Origin of the sequence: Undibacterium sp. Rencai35W, from assembly GCF_049340185.1 — a bacterium.
In the GTDB taxonomy this organism is placed as follows: Bacteria; Pseudomonadota; Gammaproteobacteria; order Burkholderiales; family Burkholderiaceae_D; genus Undibacterium.
The window spans coordinates 161,269-177,384 of sequence record NZ_JBMPPC010000006.1; the positions used below are offsets into that span (position 1 = coordinate 161,269).

Genomic DNA, 16,116 nt, shown 5'->3' on the forward strand with positions numbered 1-16,116 from the left:
TTATCGAATCGCTTACGCCGGTCTTTTCTCCGTGTCTCGGTGTTGAGAGGTCCTGGTTTTTGCGTAATTCCTGTAGATATTATTTTTCTATCTAGAAATTTTTAGAAATTTCCAACTTATGTCACGCAGTCCGGACGAGGGTCTACGGGCGATAGTGGCCTGGGAGGCGCATGAAATATGCGTGTTGTGGTCTCAGATTCGTATCAAGCCAGCTTTTTCATGTCGCGGTTGATACCGTACTTCATATCACATCACCGCAGCAGAAAATCAACATCGGTATGTCCTCTCAGAATTTTCCTGTCAGATTTCCAACACAAGATTATGTCGTTGATATGAAAATATCCTGAGTAATTCCTCCACTGATCTTGTCGCCAAAGTCATCTCTCAGTCATAAAAACTTTCTATGCTCAGCGGCTTCTCACTTCTTTCCGTCTGCTGACTATGAAAACTTCTCGCCGCCAGTTTATCCGTGACTTCACCTTCGGTACGGTTGCCGTTTCCAGCGCACTGTCGCTCGCAGCCTGTGGCGGCGGGAATGGCAATAATTTGACAGTCAATTTTTTGCATGGTGTTGCCAGTGGCGACCCGCAAAGCGATAAAGTTATTATCTGGACGCGCCTGACTCCGTCGGCAAGTCAGGATCTCGACGTGACATGGGAAATGGCGAGCGATGACCAATTTACCCGTATCGTTAAATCCGGTAGCTTTACGACTACTGCAGCCAGAGATTTCACCGTCAAGGTCGATGTCACTGGTCTGTCCGCGAGCACCGTATATTTTTATCGCTTCACGTATGGCACAGCACGTTCTGCGACAGGTCGTACCAAGACCTTGCCGACCGGTAGCGTCTCCCAGGTAAAACTTGCGGTATTCACATGCTCTAATTATCCGGCAGGCTATTTCAATGTGTATGCTGAAGTCGCCAAACTCAACGATATTGATGCCGCGATTCATCTGGGTGATTACATCTATGAATACCAGCGCGATGGCTATGCCTCGCAAGATGCTGCCAGCTTAAATCGTCTGGTTGATCCGAAAAATGAAATCATCACACTGACCGACTATCGCAGCCGTTACGCACAATATCGCACCGATGGAGATTTGCAGGCGATGCATGCAGCGTTGCCGCTGATTGCCATCTGGGACGATCATGAATTTGCCAACGACGCCTGGACCGGCGGCGCAGAGAATCATGATCCAGCGACAGAAGGACCTTTCAGCGCCCGTCGTGCTGCTGCCTTGCAAGCCTACAACGAATGGATGCCTATCCGCTTGCCGGATACGACCAAAAATGATCGTATCTATCGCTCTTTTGATTTTGGTAATCTGGTCTCCCTGCATATGCTGGATACCCGTCTGATCGGGCGTGAACAACAACTTAGCTACACCAATTACATCAGTGCCAGCGGTGCATTTGATGCAGTAAAATTTACGACCGATATCAGCAATCCGGCCCGTCAGCTAATGGGCGCAGAGCAAACATCCTGGCTGCAATCCCAACTCGGCAAGTCTACGGCGACCTGGCAAATTTTGGGACAGCAAGTCTTGATGGCACGCATGAATATTCCCGCGCCACTGGTGCTGCAAGCAATCAATTTCAGTGATTACACCGCGCTACTGGTGAAAGCGCAGACCGCGCCAGCGACATTAACCGCTGCCGAAAAGCAAATCCTGGCACAGCCATCGATTCCTTACAATCTTGATGCATGGGATGGCTATGCCGCCGCACGTGAGACGGTCTTTGCGACCGCCAAAGCATTGGATAAAAATCTGATCGCGCTGGCAGGCGATACTCATAACACCTGGGCCAGTGATCTTGCTGATCTGAGTGGGAACGCAGTTGGTGTCGAGTTCGGCGTGACCTCGGTTACCTCGCCAGGTTTTGAAGAAATTTTCCCCAAGGAAGATCCGGCTAAAGTCGCAGGCGGCCTGGAACAGATCATCGGGCCTCTGGTCTATGCCGAAACGAAAAGCCGTGGCTTCATGATCGTGACGGCGACCCCGACCGAGGCCAGGGCAGAATGGCGTTACGTTAGTACGGTCAAGTCTAAAACTTATACTGTCGTCCCGGGTAAAACTTTAAAGACCTTACCGGGTGCTGCGAATCGTAAATTACTGCCTGTGTAGTCCGGTCATCACGCTCATTCTTTATCACTTTAAAAAACCAGCAGACTTGCTGGTTTTTTGTTTTTACGAAGAACTCAATAAGTGATTAGTATCCCAGCATTGCCTGTTATTTTGCCTGCAATTGAGCTTGATTCTTCCTGGCAAGACCTGAACTTGTTCTCGAATTTTATTTGGCGACAGATCTTCTTACGCACGTTTTATTGCCTGGAAACGCACCAGACTGAAGCGGCGACCAACAATTCTTTGTCACTTGCACAAAATTGATGCGAATGCATCAGTAATCGTCCCGTCCGCTCACTGCAAACCGCATGACGCAGACCTCCTGCCTCTGGCACGTAATCTGCTAACGGTATTCATGCGAACTCCGCACTCCGCTTTTTTATTCGCCTTGTGATTTGTTTTTTTGTTTTGTCGTTTACTTTTTTGTTCGATATTTAGTTCGTTTTTACATTCGCTGTTTAACGCTGTTTAACTAACTCATTCACACTCACGCTTAGGAGCAACAAATGTCTCGTCGCACCCTATTAAAATCGACTGCAGTTGGCGCCTTTACTTTGGCTACTGCTGCTTGGTTGCCGCATGCGTATGCCGCTGACACGATCAAAGTCGGCATTCTTCACTCGCTATCAGGCACGATGGCGATTTCCGAAACGTCGCTGAAAGACGTTGCCTTGATGACGATTGATGAGATCAACGCGAACGGCGGTGTGATGGGTAAAAAGCTGGAGCCGGTGATTGTGGATCCTGCTTCGAACTGGCCTTTGTTTGCAGAAAAAGCGCGCCAGTTGGTTGCGCAAGATAAAGTCGCTGTCGTGTTTGGCTGCTGGACGTCGGTATCACGTAAATCGGTATTACCGGTATTTAAAGAGCTGAACAGTCTCTTGTTCTACCCGGTTCAATACGAGGGCGAAGAGCTGGAAAAAAATGTGTTCTACACAGGCGCAGCACCGAACCAGCAAGCGATCCCGGCGACCGAATATCTGATGTCGAAAGAGGGCGGTGGCGCCAAGCGTTTTGTGCTGCTCGGTACGGACTATGTTTATCCACGCACGACCAACAAAATTCTGCGCGCTTTCTTGCATAGCAAGGGTGTGAAAGATACTGACATCGATGAAGTCTATACACCGTTCGGTCATTCTGATTATCAGACTATTGTCGCAAATATTAAGAAGTTTTCTGCTGGTGGCAAGACGGCGGTGATCTCTACGATCAATGGCGATTCCAACGTCCCGTTTTATAAAGAACTGGGTAATGCCGGCCTGAAAGCGACCGACGTGCCAGTTGTCGCATTCTCGGTAGGTGAGGAAGAGCTGCGCGGCGTCGATACCAAGCCTTTGCTTGGTCACCTCGCTGCATGGAATTATTTCCAGTCAGTGAAAAATCCTGTGAACACGGCATTTATCAAGCAATGGAAAGACTATGCCGTTGCCAAAAAACTGCCTAACGCCAGTACCGTCGTCACCAATGATCCGATGGAAGCAACCTATGTCGGTATCCATATGTGGAAGCAAGCAGTAGAAAAAGCCAAATCCACCGATACGGATAAAGTCATTGCTGCTATGGGTGGTCAGACTTTCAAAGCGCCATCAGGTTTTGAACTCACAATGGATAAAACGAATCACCATTTGCACAAGCCAGTCATGATCGGCGAGATCAAAGGTGACGGTCAGTTCAGCGTTGTATGGAAAACCAAAGGCCCGATCCGTGCTCAGCCATGGAGTCCTTACATCCCTGGTAACGAGACTAAGCAAAAAATGTAATCGTCTGAACTATGTACTCAGTGCGATGCGCGACAGATTAACTCTTGACTCTGTTATTGCCGGAGCCGAGTTGATCGACGCCATGAATTGAGTTGAATTGAGCTGAAACCGAGACATAAGTTCTGAACGTGTGATTCACCAATGCCGGGGAAGGAGTGATTGCCAACCCCGGCATTGTGTTGATGCTGGTCTGGTATTGAGTTGTTTTTTACCTGTTCTATCTGCACTACTGTAGTACGACGCTTCATTTTTTTGACGAATTTTTCAGCCCGGAAGAGTGCGTTTATGTCGCTATTTAAAAAAATAGTCTTGCCCGGATTGCTTTGCCTGCATGCCGTAATCGCCAGCGCGGCGATTGATCCTGCTGTACTTAAGCCTTTAGCCGGCGATGATCCTGATGCCCGTATTGCCGCCGTCAATCAGATCGCGGTACTGGCAAATCAGGATGCCCTGAAAGTGCTGACAGCGTTGAAAAATGACGCTCTCTATGCAACGCCAGACGGTCAGTTGTATATCGTCGACAATGATAAAGCCACCAATCTCGCCAATGATAAAACGACGCCCTTACCTGAGGGCATTGATGGCATCACTGTCAACAACCGTCTGCGTGCCGTGGTGGATGACGCACTGTCTGGATTAAAGCTGTTTTCGACAGATCGTGCACTGCGCCTGGCTGCAGTGCTGGAACTACAAAAAAGCGCCAGTCCCGAACAAGCGCCATTGATTACAAAAGCACTGACAAAAGAAAACGATCCTGAGATTAAATCCTTGCTACAACTCGTTGCCGCAACCGCTAATTTGCAGTCTACCGATCCGCTTGTCCGCAAAGCTGCGGTCATCGCGCTGAAAGACAGCACAAATGCCAACATCAAGCCTGCGCTACAAAAAATGCTGGATATGGGACCTGATGGCAAACCCTTGGAACCTGACGAAAGTATTCGTATTGAAGCCGCCAATACCATGAACGCGCTAAATAGCCGCATCGTCAGAACCGAGTTTGCCGGTAATTTGTTTTATGGCGCCTCGTTAGGCAGCGTGCTATTACTGACTGCACTGGGACTGGCGATTACCTTTGGCCTAATGGGTATTATCAATATGGCGCACGGCGAACTGATGATGATCGGTGCGTACACGACCTATGTGTGTCAAATGGCTTTCCGGCATTTTTTGCCAGGCGCAATTGATGCCTACCTGATTGTCGCGCTGCCCGCTGCCTTCATCGTTGCAGGCACAGTAGGGATCGTGCTGGAACGCACCGTCATCCGTTGGTTGTACGGCAGACCGCTGGAAACGCTGCTCGCAACCTGGGGCATCAGCCTGATGCTGATGCAAGCGGTACGCACGATCTTCGGTGCGCAAAATGTCGAGGTCGCCAATCCTAGCTGGATGTCGGGTGGCGTCACCGTGCTTGGTTCACTGGTGCTCTCGTATAACCGGATTGTGATTATTTTCTTTGCCTTGTTCGTGGTGCTGGCAGTCTGGCTGATACTGAATAAAACCCGGCTTGGCTTGTTTGTCCGTGCGGTCACACAAAATCGTCGCATGGCCGATTGCGTCGGTGTTTCTACCGGTAAGATCGACATGATGACTTTCGGTCTGGGCTCCGGTATCGCGGGTTTGGGCGGTGTCGCCCTGTCGCAATTGGGAAATGTCGGTCCTGATCTGGGGCAGAGTTATATCGTCGATTCGTTTATGGTAGTGGTGCTGGGCGGGGTCGGGCAACTGATCGGTACGGTGATCGCTGCGCTCGGTCTGGGAGAAGTGAATAAATTTCTTGAACCCGTCGCCGGTGCTGTCATGGCAAAAATCACGATACTCGTTTTCATCATCGTCTTTATCCAGAAGCGGCCACAGGGCCTGTTCGCGATGAAGGGGAGGAGTGCAGAATGAGTGAATCCTTATTTTCGCGTCCGGCCTGGTCTGGCATCATCGTTTGCGCCGCCATTCTGGCCTTGTTGCCTATCTTGAATTTGAGTTTTCCGGCTGGACATGCCTTGCATATTTCTAGTTATGCCGTTGGTCTGATCGCGAAATTTATGTGCTATGCCTTGGCTGCGCTGGCGCTGGATCTCGTATGGGGTTACACCGGCATTCTGTCACTCGGGCATGGTGTGTTCTTTGCACTGGGCGCGTATGCGCACGGCATGTATCTGATGCGTGCAATCGGACGGGATGGCGTGTACCAAAGCAATCTGCCGGACTTCATGGTTTTTCTCGACTGGAAAACCTATCCCTGGTATTGGTCGATGACCGATAACTTCTGGTATTGCATGGCACTGGTGGTTCTGGTGCCGGGTACGCTGGCATTTGTGTTTGGTTATTTCGCGTTCCGGTCCCGCATTAAAGGGGTATATTTTTCCATCATTACACAGGCGATGACGTTTGCCTTTATGTTGATGTTTTTCAGGAATAACACCGGCTTTGGCGGCAACAACGGGTTTACCGATTTCAAGCGTATTCTCGGTTATTCAATTACTGCACCCGCGACGAAAGCCGTGTTGTATCTGGTGACGCTGGGTTTTTTACTTGCGGCCTTAATCCTGTGTCGCTGGATCGTAAAATCTAAATTAGGACGAGTGCTGCAAGCAGTACGGGATTCTGAATCACGCCTGATGTTTATCGGTTACAACCCCTTATGGTTCAAACTATTTGTATGGACGCTCTCTGCGATTTTATGCGGTATCGCCGGTGCTTTGTATGTGCCGCAGGTCGGTATTATTAATCCATCCGAAATGTCGCCGGGTAATTCGATCGAGATGGTGATCTGGGCCGCGGTTGGCGGGCGAGGCTCTTTGCTAGGTCCGATTATCGGTGCCTTTTCTGTGAATGGTTTAAAGAGCTGGTTCACGGCGGCTTTTCCCGATCTTTGGTTGTTTGCGCTGGGTTTGTTATTCATCCTGGTGACCTTGTTTATGCCGCAAGGTATTCTGGGACTGGTCGACCAATTCAAGCGCAAATGGCAATCGGCGTCTTCCGATGGGCTGGTTACCCAGGCAACCCCGGATACATCAACCGGCAAGAAGGAGGCGGCATGAGCAATATCGTGCATGATAAAGCCGCCGACATCCTGATTGACCTGGTGCAGCGCGACGAGCCGCAAGCCTCGTTTTCGCGGATCAAACCAGAAGGCGTCGATACCATACATGGCGCGATTTTGTATCTTGAGGATATTGTGGTGTCCTTCGACGGATTTAAGGCCTTGAACTATCTGAATCTGGATATTTCAGTCGGCGAGCTGCGCTGCATCATCGGCCCGAACGGCGCTGGCAAAACTACGATGATGGACGTCATTACAGGTAAGACACGACCCACCTCCGGCAGTGTTTTTTTTGGTCAGTCTATAGATCTCAGCAAGATGACTGAGTACGACATTGCACATGCCGGAATTGGTCGCAAGTTTCAACGTCCTACCGTGTTTGAACAACACAGCGTGTTTGAAAATCTCGAATTGGCAATGAAGATGAACAAACGCGTCAGACCGACTTTGTTCTTCAAGCTCAGTAGCGAACAGAAGGGCAAGATTGACGATATTCTGCGACTGATACGTCTGAACGGCAGCGAACACAGGCTCGCCGGTTTGCTCTCGCACGGCCAAAAACAATGGCTGGAAATCGGCATGCTGCTGATGCAAGAGCCGCAGTTGATTTTGCTGGATGAGCCTGTGGCTGGCATGTCCGATGCCGAGACCGTGCGTACTGCCGAGTTGTTGAATGAATTGCGCGGCAAACACTCGATTGTGGTGGTGGAGCACGACATGGCGTTTGTCACCGAGATCGCACGCGAAGGCAAAGTGACGGTATTGCATGAAGGTTCGGTACTGGCAGAGGGGACGATGCAGCAAGTCCAGTCGGATGAGCGGGTGATCGAAGTGTATCTGGGGCGTTGATATGTGCTACTCGCTCAGTCAAGACAGCGGTTTTGTTTTGATTCCCGAAATTGAATCCGCACTATCCATGCGCCTCTTGGCACGAAAAGCTTCCAGCAGCCGCAGCGGTATTGCGGATTAGTCGATAAACATAGGATTTTTATGCTACAGGTTGATCACATCAATCAATATTACGGATCGTCCCATACCTTGCGCGGTGTCTCGCTGTCTCTGGAAAAAGGACAGTGCCTGACTTTGCTCGGCCGTAATGGTGTCGGCAAAACGACCTTGCTGAAATGCCTGATGGGGGTGTTACCCGTGTCCAGCGGCAGCATCATGCTGGAAGGTCGCGACATCACCAGACTCAAGCCACATGAGCGGGCTGCCGCTGGTATTGCCTATGTTCCGCAAGGCCGTGAAATTTTTGCTCGCCTGACGGTAGAAGAAAATATGCTCATGGGAATGGCTGTCAAATCAGGTCGCAAGGCCTCAGTAATTAAAGACGAAGTGGTTGAATTGTTCCCGGTATTAAAAGAAATGTTGCATCGCCGTGGCGGAGATTTGTCTGGCGGGCAGCAGCAGCAACTTGCGATTGCACGTGCTTTGCTGGCTGAACCCAAGCTGATTATTTTTGATGAACCAACGGAGGGAATACAACCATCCATCATTAAGGATATTGAACGTGTTATCCGTCTGTTACGCGAGCGCGGCGATATGGCGATACTCTTATGCGAGCAATATTTTGATTTTGCCCGCGCGCTGGCAGATCAGTTCATCATTCTTTCACGTGGTGAAGTTGTGGCATCTGGTCTGGCAGATCAAATGGACAGTGAGGACGTGAAGAGGCACTTGGCGGTATAGTTTCAGGATGAATCAGATTGTTGACCCATTTATACTCGGCGGTTCTGCCGGGCCTGTGATCAAAGCCGCGTGTCAGGCCAGACTAACGCTGGGTTTTGTCGATGATGCCGGTACTACACGGCTGGTCGAGCGTAGCCATTTTGGCCCGCTGCGCGTACAAAAACCGCTGTATCCGGAAGCACCGTCGATTTGCCATGCCATCGTGGTACATCCCCCTGGCGGTGTCGTCGGAGGTGACGAATTACATATCAAAACCAGCGTTGCCTCAGGTGCACACGCCTTCGTTACAACTCCCGGTGCGGCTAAATGGTATAAGGCGAATGGTCATGTTTCGCATCAATTGATTGAGCTCGATATCGCAGCGCAGGCATCCCTGGAATGGTTGCCGCAAGAGACGATTTTTTTTGATGCTGCGCATGTGCGTTTGCAAAACAGAATCAACCTGGGTAAAGACGCAAGCTATATCGGCGCCGATATTTTGTGCTTCGGACGCACCGCCTCTGGCGAATCTTTTCATACCGGAAAAATCACACAGACCAGCGAAATCCGCCGTGAGGGTAAGTTACTCTGGTTTGAGCAGGGCAGCATCGCCGGCGGCTCATCTTCTATGCATAGCCCGCTGGCACTGGCAGGCAACACCGTCAGTGCCAGTCTGATTGCGGTCGGCAAACAATTACCGGCGTCGCTGATCCAGCGTTTGCGCGAAGAGGCGATTGCGTTGACCGGTGACCCTCATGCCGTTGGCGTCACTCAGATGAAGACGGTCATCGTTGCAAGGTATATGGGGCATTCGAGTGAAATGGCACGTCAGTGGCTGACACGCATGTGGCAAATTGTGCGGCCTGAATTGCTGGGGCGTGAAGGCGTAGTGCCGCGGATCTGGAATACCTAGTAGTGGTTATTGCTGAAGTTAATGTGTCTTGTGGCAGCTAAATAACGAAATAGATTGTTGATGGGGTCAGCGATTTTATACCCCTCTACCGCAAGCGGAAGAGGATAGAAGAATAAAGCAAAAAATTTGTAGAAAATTGAAGGAACAAACATGGAATTAACACCGAGAGAAAAAGACAAGCTGCTGATTTTTACGGCAGCCTTGCTGGCTGAACGACGTCAAGCACGTGGCTTGAAATTGAATTATCCCGAAGCCGTCGCTCTGATCACTGCTGCCATTATGGAAGGTGCCCGCGATGGCAAAACCGTCGCTGAGCTGATGTCGGATGGCACCAAGATACTGACACGTGCCGATGTCATGGACGGCATTGCCGAGATGATCCCCGATATTCAGGTAGAAGCGACATTCCCGGACGGCACCAAGCTGGTCACCGTTCATCATCCTATTCCATAGGTGCTCATATGATTCCTGGCGAAATGCTGATTGAAGCAGGCGATATTGAACTCAATGTTGGTCGTGTTACTGCATCCATCGTGGTGGCGAACAGTGGCGACAGACCGATACAGGTTGGCTCCCATTTTCATTTTTTTGAAACTAATCCCGCATTGGAATTTGATCGTAACGGCGCTTACGGCATGCGCCTGAATATCGCCGCGGGCACCGCGGTTCGCTTTGAGCCGGGGCAGAAGCGCACGGTGGAGCTGGTCGCTCTGGCTGGTGATCGTAACGTATATGGGTTCAACGCTAAGGTGATGGGTGCATTGAGTCAGCCTGAATCTGAATCTGAGCCTAATGCTGAGTCTGATCTTGATCCCCAGGCTACAGCAAGCACTGATAAAAACAAGGAGGCCAAATGAGCAAGATCTCACGCCAAGCGTATGCAGAAATGTTTGGCCCGACAACCGGCGACCGGATTCGTTTAGCCGACACCGAACTATTTATTGAAATCGAAAAAGACTTTGCCACTTATGGCGAAGAAGTGAAATTCGGTGGCGGTAAAGTCATCCGCGATGGTATGGGACAGTCACAGCGTAATTACAAAGACGTAATGGACACAGTCATTACCAATGCAGTGATCCTTGACCATTGGGGCATCGTAAAAGCGGATATCGGCCTCAAAGGCGGCAAGATCGCTGCCATAGGCAAAGCGGGTAATCCAGATATCCAGCCGGATGTCACTATGTGCATCGGTGGTGCGACGGAGATCATCGCTGGTGAAGGCATGATCGTTACCGCAGGCGGCATTGATTCGCATATTCATTTTATTTGTCCGCAACAGATAGAAGAAGCATTGATGAGCGGCGTGACCACCATGCTGGGCGGCGGTACCGGCCCGGCGACGGGCACCGCTGCGACAACCTGTACGCCTGGCCCATGGCACCTGCATTCGATGTTGTCGGCGGCAGATGCTTTTCCGATGAATTTAGGTTTTCTCGGCAAAGGTAATGTGAGCTTGCCGATGCCACTCGAAGAGCAGGTATTGGCGGGAGCCATCGGCTTGAAGCTGCATGAGGACTGGGGGACGACCCCGGCGGCAATTGATAATTGCCTGGCCGTTGCTGATCGTATGGATATCCAGGTCGCGATTCATTCGGATACCTTGAATGAAGCGGGTTTTCTGGAACATACTTTGGCGGCATTCAAGGACCGTACGATCCATACCTTCCATACCGAAGGTGCCGGTGGCGGCCATGCGCCGGATATTATTGCAGCGGTCGGTCAGGCTAATGTCTTGCCATCGTCGACTAATCCGACCCGGCCTTATACCGTAAATACACTCGACGAACATCTGGACATGCTGATGGTCTGTCATCATCTTGATCCCGCCATCGCAGAAGATATCGCCTTTGCCGAATCCCGTATACGCCGCGAGACAATTGCTGCGGAAGATATTTTGCATGACATGGGCGCAATCTCGATGATGTCATCCGATTCGCAAGCGATGGGGCGGGTCGGTGAAGTCATCATGCGTACCTGGCAGACGGCACATAAGATGAAGACGCAGCGCGGATCGCTGGCAGAGGACAATGCCCGCAATGATAATTTCCGTGCTAAACGCTATATCGCTAAATATACGATCAACCCGGCGATCACTCACGGCATCTCACACGTAGTAGGCTCGCTGGAAGTCGGTAAGATCGCTGATATCGTGTTGTGGAAGCCAGCATTTTTTGGGGTAAAACCCACGATGATTTTAAAAAGCGGCATGATCGCGGCGGCACAGATGGGGGATCCGAATGCATCAATCCCGACACCACAACCGGTCCATACCCGCATGATGTTTGGTGCCTACGGCGGCGGTTTAAAAACCTCGGTGACCTTCGTCTCACAAGCGGCACTGGATGCCGGTATCGGCGCGCAACTGCAACTGAACAAGCCGCTGATTGCCGTAAAAAACATGCGGCATTTGCGTAAGGCAGACATGATTCATAACGCGGCAACGCCAAAGATGGAAGTCGACTCTGAAACTTATGAAGTACGTGCGAATGGTGAATTACTGGTTTGTGAGCCAGCTAAAATCTTACCGATGGCGCAGCGCTATTTTTTGTTTTAATCATTGATGTGAATATTGACAGGATTTACGTGAAAATCAGAACCTCTCACCACAGAGACACAGGCACACAGGCGCAGAGGCGGAGAGAAAAGGTAAGAGTAGCTTGCCTGACGGAATGTGAAAACGAACTCGCAAGCTGAGCGCGCCTGTTGGCACATAATGCCTCTGAAAGCCTTATCCAGCCTGCGGATACCATGTGGATGATGGTAGACAACTTGCCGTTTGATGTAAATTTCGATTTATTTGACAACGTATTTTAGACACTAATTTAAAAACGAATTTTATAATTATGCTGACCCTGAACACCAAAGTAGATCAAGCCGACAGCATTGTCGGTGAGCTGGTTCTGCCTTACGAATTACGTGAAAAAAGCCGGCAACGTGCGACCCTGAGTTCCGGTGAGGACGTGGCGGTATTTACTGTGCGCGGTACGGTGCTACGTCATGGCGATTTGCTGCAAGGGATGACAGAGTCCGGTGAGGTTCAAGTTGTAAAGGTACTGGCCGCCAAAGAGGCGACTTATCGTGTGGACTGCAAAACGCCCCATACTTTGTTGCGCTGCGCGTTTCATCTTGGTAACCGGCATACGCAAGCGCAAGTCGGCGACGAGGCGGGTACTGGATTTTTGCGGATTCGTAAAGATCCTGTGCTGAAAGAAATGCTGGAAGGCCTGGGGGCAATCGTGAGCGAAGAGCAGGCCGCGTTTGAGCCAGAATCCGGTGCCTACGGTGGTGGTCACCATCATCATGGCGACGATCATCACAATCTCTTGGCACCAGTACCTTTGCGTCAGAAGATTCACCGGCCAGCCCAGCTTACTTCGGACAAGACTTCGTGAGCTTATATGCAATCCGCTTCGCTCCTGCATTTATTTCAGCTTGCCAGTCCTTCATTGCCTATCGGCGCCTACAGCTACTCGCAAGGGCTGGGGGCAGCCATAGAAAATGGTCTCGTCAGGGACGAGGCATCGGCACGTACCTGGATCGTTGACGCCTTACATCATATAGTCGCCCAGTTTGAGGCACCGATACTCTGGCGTTTGTTAAGCGCATTTGCTGCGCGTGATGCCGGGGCTGTGAGCTTGTGGACCGAGCGCTTTATCGCTGCACGGGATACGGCAGAGTTCCGTGCCGAGACGATACAGATGGGATATTCCTTGTCGAAACTCGCCATCGATTTAAAAATCGCCGATGCGTCATTGCTGGCTATTTTGCAGCAACAGGCCGAAGTACCTCTGCCAACCGCCATGGCGTTTGCTTCCGTCGCCCTGGATATTCCAGCCGATGCCTGCGTGTTAGCCATGCTGTTTTCATGGGCTGAAAATCAGGTGCTGGTATGTGTCAAATCGGTCCCTTTGGGGCAGGTATCCGGGCAGCGCTTATTGCTCTCGCTGCGACCAGAATTGGAGGCCGCGGCACTTGTTGCGCACACTTTGCCTGATGATGAATTATCGAACTGGTCGCCCGGCTTATCCTTATTGTCCATGCAGCACGAGATCCAGTACAGCCGTCTCTACCGGTCGTAAAAAGTACTTTTTAAGTTAACGTATTGCGCTCAACTATTCCATTCAAAAATTATGACAACAACTTCAGTGGCAACTACCTCAAATCCTCTGCGCGTCGGCATCGGCGGTCCGGTTGGCTCGGGCAAAACGGCCTTATGCGAAATGCTGTGCAAAGCCATGCGCGATCATTACGACATGGCCGTCATCACGAACGATATCTACACCAAGGAGGACATGGAAATCCTGTTGCGCGCCGATGCTTTACCCGCCGAGCGTTTGATGGGAGTAGAAACAGGCGGATGTCCGCATACGGCGATTCGTGAAGATGCCTCAATTAACCTTGAGGCAATTGCTCGCATGAGCGCTGAGTTCCCCGACCTGGATTTGATTCTGGTGGAGTCGGGCGGTGATAATCTTGCAGCCACTTTTAGCCCTGAATTATCTGATCTGACGATCTATGTCATTGACGTGGCTGGCGGCGAAAAAATCCCGCGCAAGGGCGGCCCTGGCATCACCCGTTCTGACTTATTGATTATCAATAAAACCGATCTGGCACCGTATGTCGGCGCGAACCTTGATGTCATGGCGCATGATGCAAAAAAAATGCGCGGTGAACGACCCTTTATTTTTACCAATCTGCGCAGCGGTGATGGTGTGCCTCAGGTGATTGAATTTATTTGTAAACAGGGGTTGTTAGATAAATAGTTCTTTTAGAGCGACAGTGTGATGTGAGCAATTATTAATGGCAAAAGTAATACAAATTAGACGTAAATCACTTAATTAATAATTAATAACCCTACTAATTGTAAGGGAAGTGTTATATTAATCGTACCGATCCACTTGATAGTCGACGATTATGCGCACAAACCTCCCTGTTTCGCAGAACGAATATCAGTTCCCCCCAAGTGATAGCCTGGTCAGCGTGACCGATGAAAAAGGGCGCATCACTTACTGTAACCCAGCATTTGTACAAACCAGTGGCTTCCTCAGGCATGAGTTGCTGGGGCAGCCGCATAACTTGGTACGCCACCCCGATATGCCAGAAGAGGCATTTCGGGACATGTGGACAACCTTGCAATCGGGTAAGCCATGGACGGGTTTAGTAAAAAATCGACGAAAAAATGGTGACTACTACTGGGTACGCGCAAACGCAACTCCCATGCGACACGGGCAAAAAATTACCGGCTTTCTCTCGGTTCGTACAAAACCGACTAAAGAAGAGGTCAAAGCGGCTGAAGTTCTTTACAAACACATGCGCGATGATGCTAAAGAGGGCCGGCAAGTCTACGTGTTAAAACATGGCAAGGTTATTCGAAAAGACTTATTTGGACTTATTGGTAAAGTCCTCAACATGGGGAAAAAAGCGCGCTTGTTTTTAGTTCAGGCAGCCTATGGCTTACTGGTCTTGCTCGCGGCGATGTATTTTTCCGCGACGACCGCAGCGATTGTCGCGATAGTATTAGGCCTCGGTTTGACTGTATGGATTGGCTATCTGGTCTCGCTTCCTTTGAACGCTATCCTCAATGATGCTGATCGACTTGCTGCAGGTGATTTGTCGCATCCGGTAGCATTGGGAGCTGGTGGTTTGGCTGGAGAAGTGCAGCAGGCGATACATCAGCTCTCTGTTAATCTTCGCACTGTTGTCGGTGATACCAGGAGGGAGTTGCAGAACGTTCGCAGCACGACTGAGGAAATCGCCGCTGGTAATTTAGATATGTCTGGCAGGACGGAGTCTCAGGCAAGTAGTTTAGAAGAAACCGCTGCTTCGATGGAAGAAATTAACAGTACGGTTGCACAAAGCGCCGGTGCTGCATCACAAGGTTCGACATTGGCCTCGCAGATGACGGATTTAGCTTATCGCAGTCAGGATGCAGTGCAAGCGGTTGTCGTTACGATGGAAGAAATTAGTGGATCGTCACATAAAATCAGTGACATCATTCACATCATCGAAGGCGTTGCCTTTCAGACGAATATTCTCGCGTTAAACGCCGCAGTGGAGGCGGCGAGGGCAGGCGAAGCAGGACGCGGTTTTGCGGTGGTCGCTTCTGAGGTGCGAGCATTAGCACATAGAACAACGGATGCTGCACGAGAGATTAAGCATTTGATCCAGGAATCTAATGAGAAAGTAGATGCTGGCAGTAAGCAAAGTATCGAGGCCAGACAGCGAATGGAAGATGCACTGAAGTCAATCGCGAATGTGCGCACGATGTTAAGCGAAATCAGCAACTCTGCAGCTGAACAACAATCCGGCATTGCGCAAGTTAATGATGCGGTTACCGATCTTGACTCAGTCACACAACAAAATGCAGCGATGGTTGAAGAGCTTGCTGCATCGGCGGAATCCTTAAATGATCAGGTAGATGCAGTTCTTGATTCCATGGGGCTATTTCGGTTAACCGACACTGATATTACTGTCGCACAAAAAGATGCAGTCAATTTGAGAAAACTAGCTAAGCCAGAACAAGAACAAAAAAATGAAACTAAAAATCAATCGTTGCGGCTAAGATAGTTTCATTGATAATTAGAAAAGCCCGTACTCGATTAATAGTACGG

General features: G+C 50.2%; 14 protein-coding genes. All 14 read left to right on the forward strand.

What is annotated here, in order from left to right:
- The first annotated feature begins 441 nt into the window (after positions 1-441).
- The 14 genes from ACO0K3_RS14600 (at position 442) to ACO0K3_RS14665 (ending at position 16,072) form a co-directional block, all read left to right on the forward strand.
- The gene (locus ACO0K3_RS14600) at positions 442-2,127 is read left to right on the forward strand and encodes an alkaline phosphatase D family protein (RefSeq protein ID WP_422985795.1); all 1,686 of its coding nucleotides are present in this window, start codon (positions 442-444) and stop codon (positions 2,125-2,127) included.
- A 506-nt stretch (positions 2,128-2,633) separates the two neighbouring features.
- Entirely contained in the window at positions 2,634-3,887 is a 1,254-nt protein-coding gene (gene urtA / locus ACO0K3_RS14605) for an urea ABC transporter substrate-binding protein (RefSeq protein ID WP_422961688.1), read from the forward strand.
- A 285-nt stretch (positions 3,888-4,172) separates the two neighbouring features.
- Complete coding sequence (urtB, locus tag ACO0K3_RS14610; RefSeq protein ID WP_422985797.1) at positions 4,173-5,777, forward strand: urea ABC transporter permease subunit UrtB; 1,605 nt, start codon at positions 4,173-4,175, stop codon at positions 5,775-5,777.
- The gene (urtC, locus tag ACO0K3_RS14615; RefSeq protein ID WP_422985799.1) at positions 5,774-6,922 is read left to right on the forward strand and encodes an urea ABC transporter permease subunit UrtC; all 1,149 of its coding nucleotides are present in this window, start codon (positions 5,774-5,776) and stop codon (positions 6,920-6,922) included. Before urtB ends, urtC begins: the two co-directional genes overlap by 4 nt.
- Positions 6,919-7,773: an urea ABC transporter ATP-binding protein UrtD gene (urtD, locus tag ACO0K3_RS14620; protein ID WP_422985801.1), complete on the forward strand. Its 855-nt coding sequence runs from the start codon at positions 6,919-6,921 to the stop codon at positions 7,771-7,773. The genes urtC and urtD overlap by 4 nt, the downstream gene beginning before the upstream one ends.
- Positions 7,774-7,914: 141 nt before the next feature.
- Entirely contained in the window at positions 7,915-8,613 is a 699-nt protein-coding gene (gene urtE, locus ACO0K3_RS14625; protein WP_422957142.1) for an urea ABC transporter ATP-binding subunit UrtE, read from the forward strand.
- 7 nt (positions 8,614-8,620) lie between these two features.
- Positions 8,621-9,505: an urease accessory protein UreD gene (locus ACO0K3_RS14630; RefSeq protein WP_422985803.1), complete on the forward strand. Its 885-nt coding sequence runs from the start codon at positions 8,621-8,623 to the stop codon at positions 9,503-9,505.
- Positions 9,506-9,655: 150 nt separating this feature from the next.
- Positions 9,656-9,958 carry an urease subunit gamma gene (locus tag ACO0K3_RS14635; RefSeq protein WP_422957144.1) on the forward strand — a complete coding sequence of 101 codons (303 nt, stop codon included), beginning with the start codon at positions 9,656-9,658 and terminating at the stop codon, positions 9,956-9,958.
- 8 nt (positions 9,959-9,966) lie between these two features.
- Positions 9,967-10,362: an urease subunit beta gene (locus ACO0K3_RS14640; RefSeq protein ID WP_422985805.1), complete on the forward strand. Its 396-nt coding sequence runs from the start codon at positions 9,967-9,969 to the stop codon at positions 10,360-10,362.
- The gene (ureC, locus tag ACO0K3_RS14645) at positions 10,359-12,059 is read left to right on the forward strand and encodes an urease subunit alpha (RefSeq protein ID WP_422985807.1); all 1,701 of its coding nucleotides are present in this window, start codon (positions 10,359-10,361) and stop codon (positions 12,057-12,059) included. The genes ACO0K3_RS14640 and ureC overlap by 4 nt, the downstream gene beginning before the upstream one ends.
- A gap of 289 nt (positions 12,060-12,348) precedes the next feature.
- Positions 12,349-12,897, forward strand: a complete 549-nt coding sequence (gene ureE, locus ACO0K3_RS14650; protein ID WP_422985809.1) for an urease accessory protein UreE — start codon at positions 12,349-12,351, stop codon at positions 12,895-12,897.
- A gap of 6 nt (positions 12,898-12,903) precedes the next feature.
- Complete coding sequence (locus ACO0K3_RS14655; protein ID WP_422985811.1) at positions 12,904-13,584, forward strand: urease accessory protein UreF; 681 nt, start codon at positions 12,904-12,906, stop codon at positions 13,582-13,584.
- A gap of 51 nt (positions 13,585-13,635) precedes the next feature.
- Positions 13,636-14,268: an urease accessory protein UreG gene (ureG, locus tag ACO0K3_RS14660; RefSeq protein ID WP_422985813.1), complete on the forward strand. Its 633-nt coding sequence runs from the start codon at positions 13,636-13,638 to the stop codon at positions 14,266-14,268.
- 151 nt (positions 14,269-14,419) lie between these two features.
- Positions 14,420-16,072 carry a methyl-accepting chemotaxis protein gene (locus tag ACO0K3_RS14665; protein ID WP_422985815.1) on the forward strand — a complete coding sequence of 551 codons (1,653 nt, stop codon included), beginning with the start codon at positions 14,420-14,422 and terminating at the stop codon, positions 16,070-16,072.
- The last annotated feature ends 44 nt before the right edge of the window (positions 16,073-16,116 follow it).

Coding starts and splice junctions, on each gene's coding strand:
- ureG (WP_422985813.1), top strand. CDS start 13,636: ATGACAACAACTTCAGTGGCAACTACCTCAAATCCTCTGCGCGTCGGC.
- ureE (WP_422985809.1), top strand. CDS start 12,349: ATGCTGACCCTGAACACCAAAGTAGATCAAGCCGACAGCATTGTCGGT.
- ACO0K3_RS14600 (WP_422985795.1), top strand. CDS start 442: ATGAAAACTTCTCGCCGCCAGTTTATCCGTGACTTCACCTTCGGTACG.
- ACO0K3_RS14630 (WP_422985803.1), top strand. CDS start 8,621: ATGAATCAGATTGTTGACCCATTTATACTCGGCGGTTCTGCCGGGCCT.
- urtE (WP_422957142.1), top strand. CDS start 7,915: ATGCTACAGGTTGATCACATCAATCAATATTACGGATCGTCCCATACC.
- urtD (WP_422985801.1), top strand. CDS start 6,919: ATGAGCAATATCGTGCATGATAAAGCCGCCGACATCCTGATTGACCTG.
- urtB (WP_422985797.1), top strand. CDS start 4,173: ATGTCGCTATTTAAAAAAATAGTCTTGCCCGGATTGCTTTGCCTGCAT.
- ACO0K3_RS14665 (WP_422985815.1), top strand. CDS start 14,420: ATGCGCACAAACCTCCCTGTTTCGCAGAACGAATATCAGTTCCCCCCA.
- urtC (WP_422985799.1), top strand. CDS start 5,774: ATGAGTGAATCCTTATTTTCGCGTCCGGCCTGGTCTGGCATCATCGTT.
- ACO0K3_RS14640 (WP_422985805.1), top strand. CDS start 9,967: ATGATTCCTGGCGAAATGCTGATTGAAGCAGGCGATATTGAACTCAAT.
- urtA (WP_422961688.1), top strand. CDS start 2,634: ATGTCTCGTCGCACCCTATTAAAATCGACTGCAGTTGGCGCCTTTACT.
- ACO0K3_RS14655 (WP_422985811.1), top strand. CDS start 12,904: ATGCAATCCGCTTCGCTCCTGCATTTATTTCAGCTTGCCAGTCCTTCA.
- ACO0K3_RS14635 (WP_422957144.1), top strand. CDS start 9,656: ATGGAATTAACACCGAGAGAAAAAGACAAGCTGCTGATTTTTACGGCA.
- ureC (WP_422985807.1), top strand. CDS start 10,359: ATGAGCAAGATCTCACGCCAAGCGTATGCAGAAATGTTTGGCCCGACA.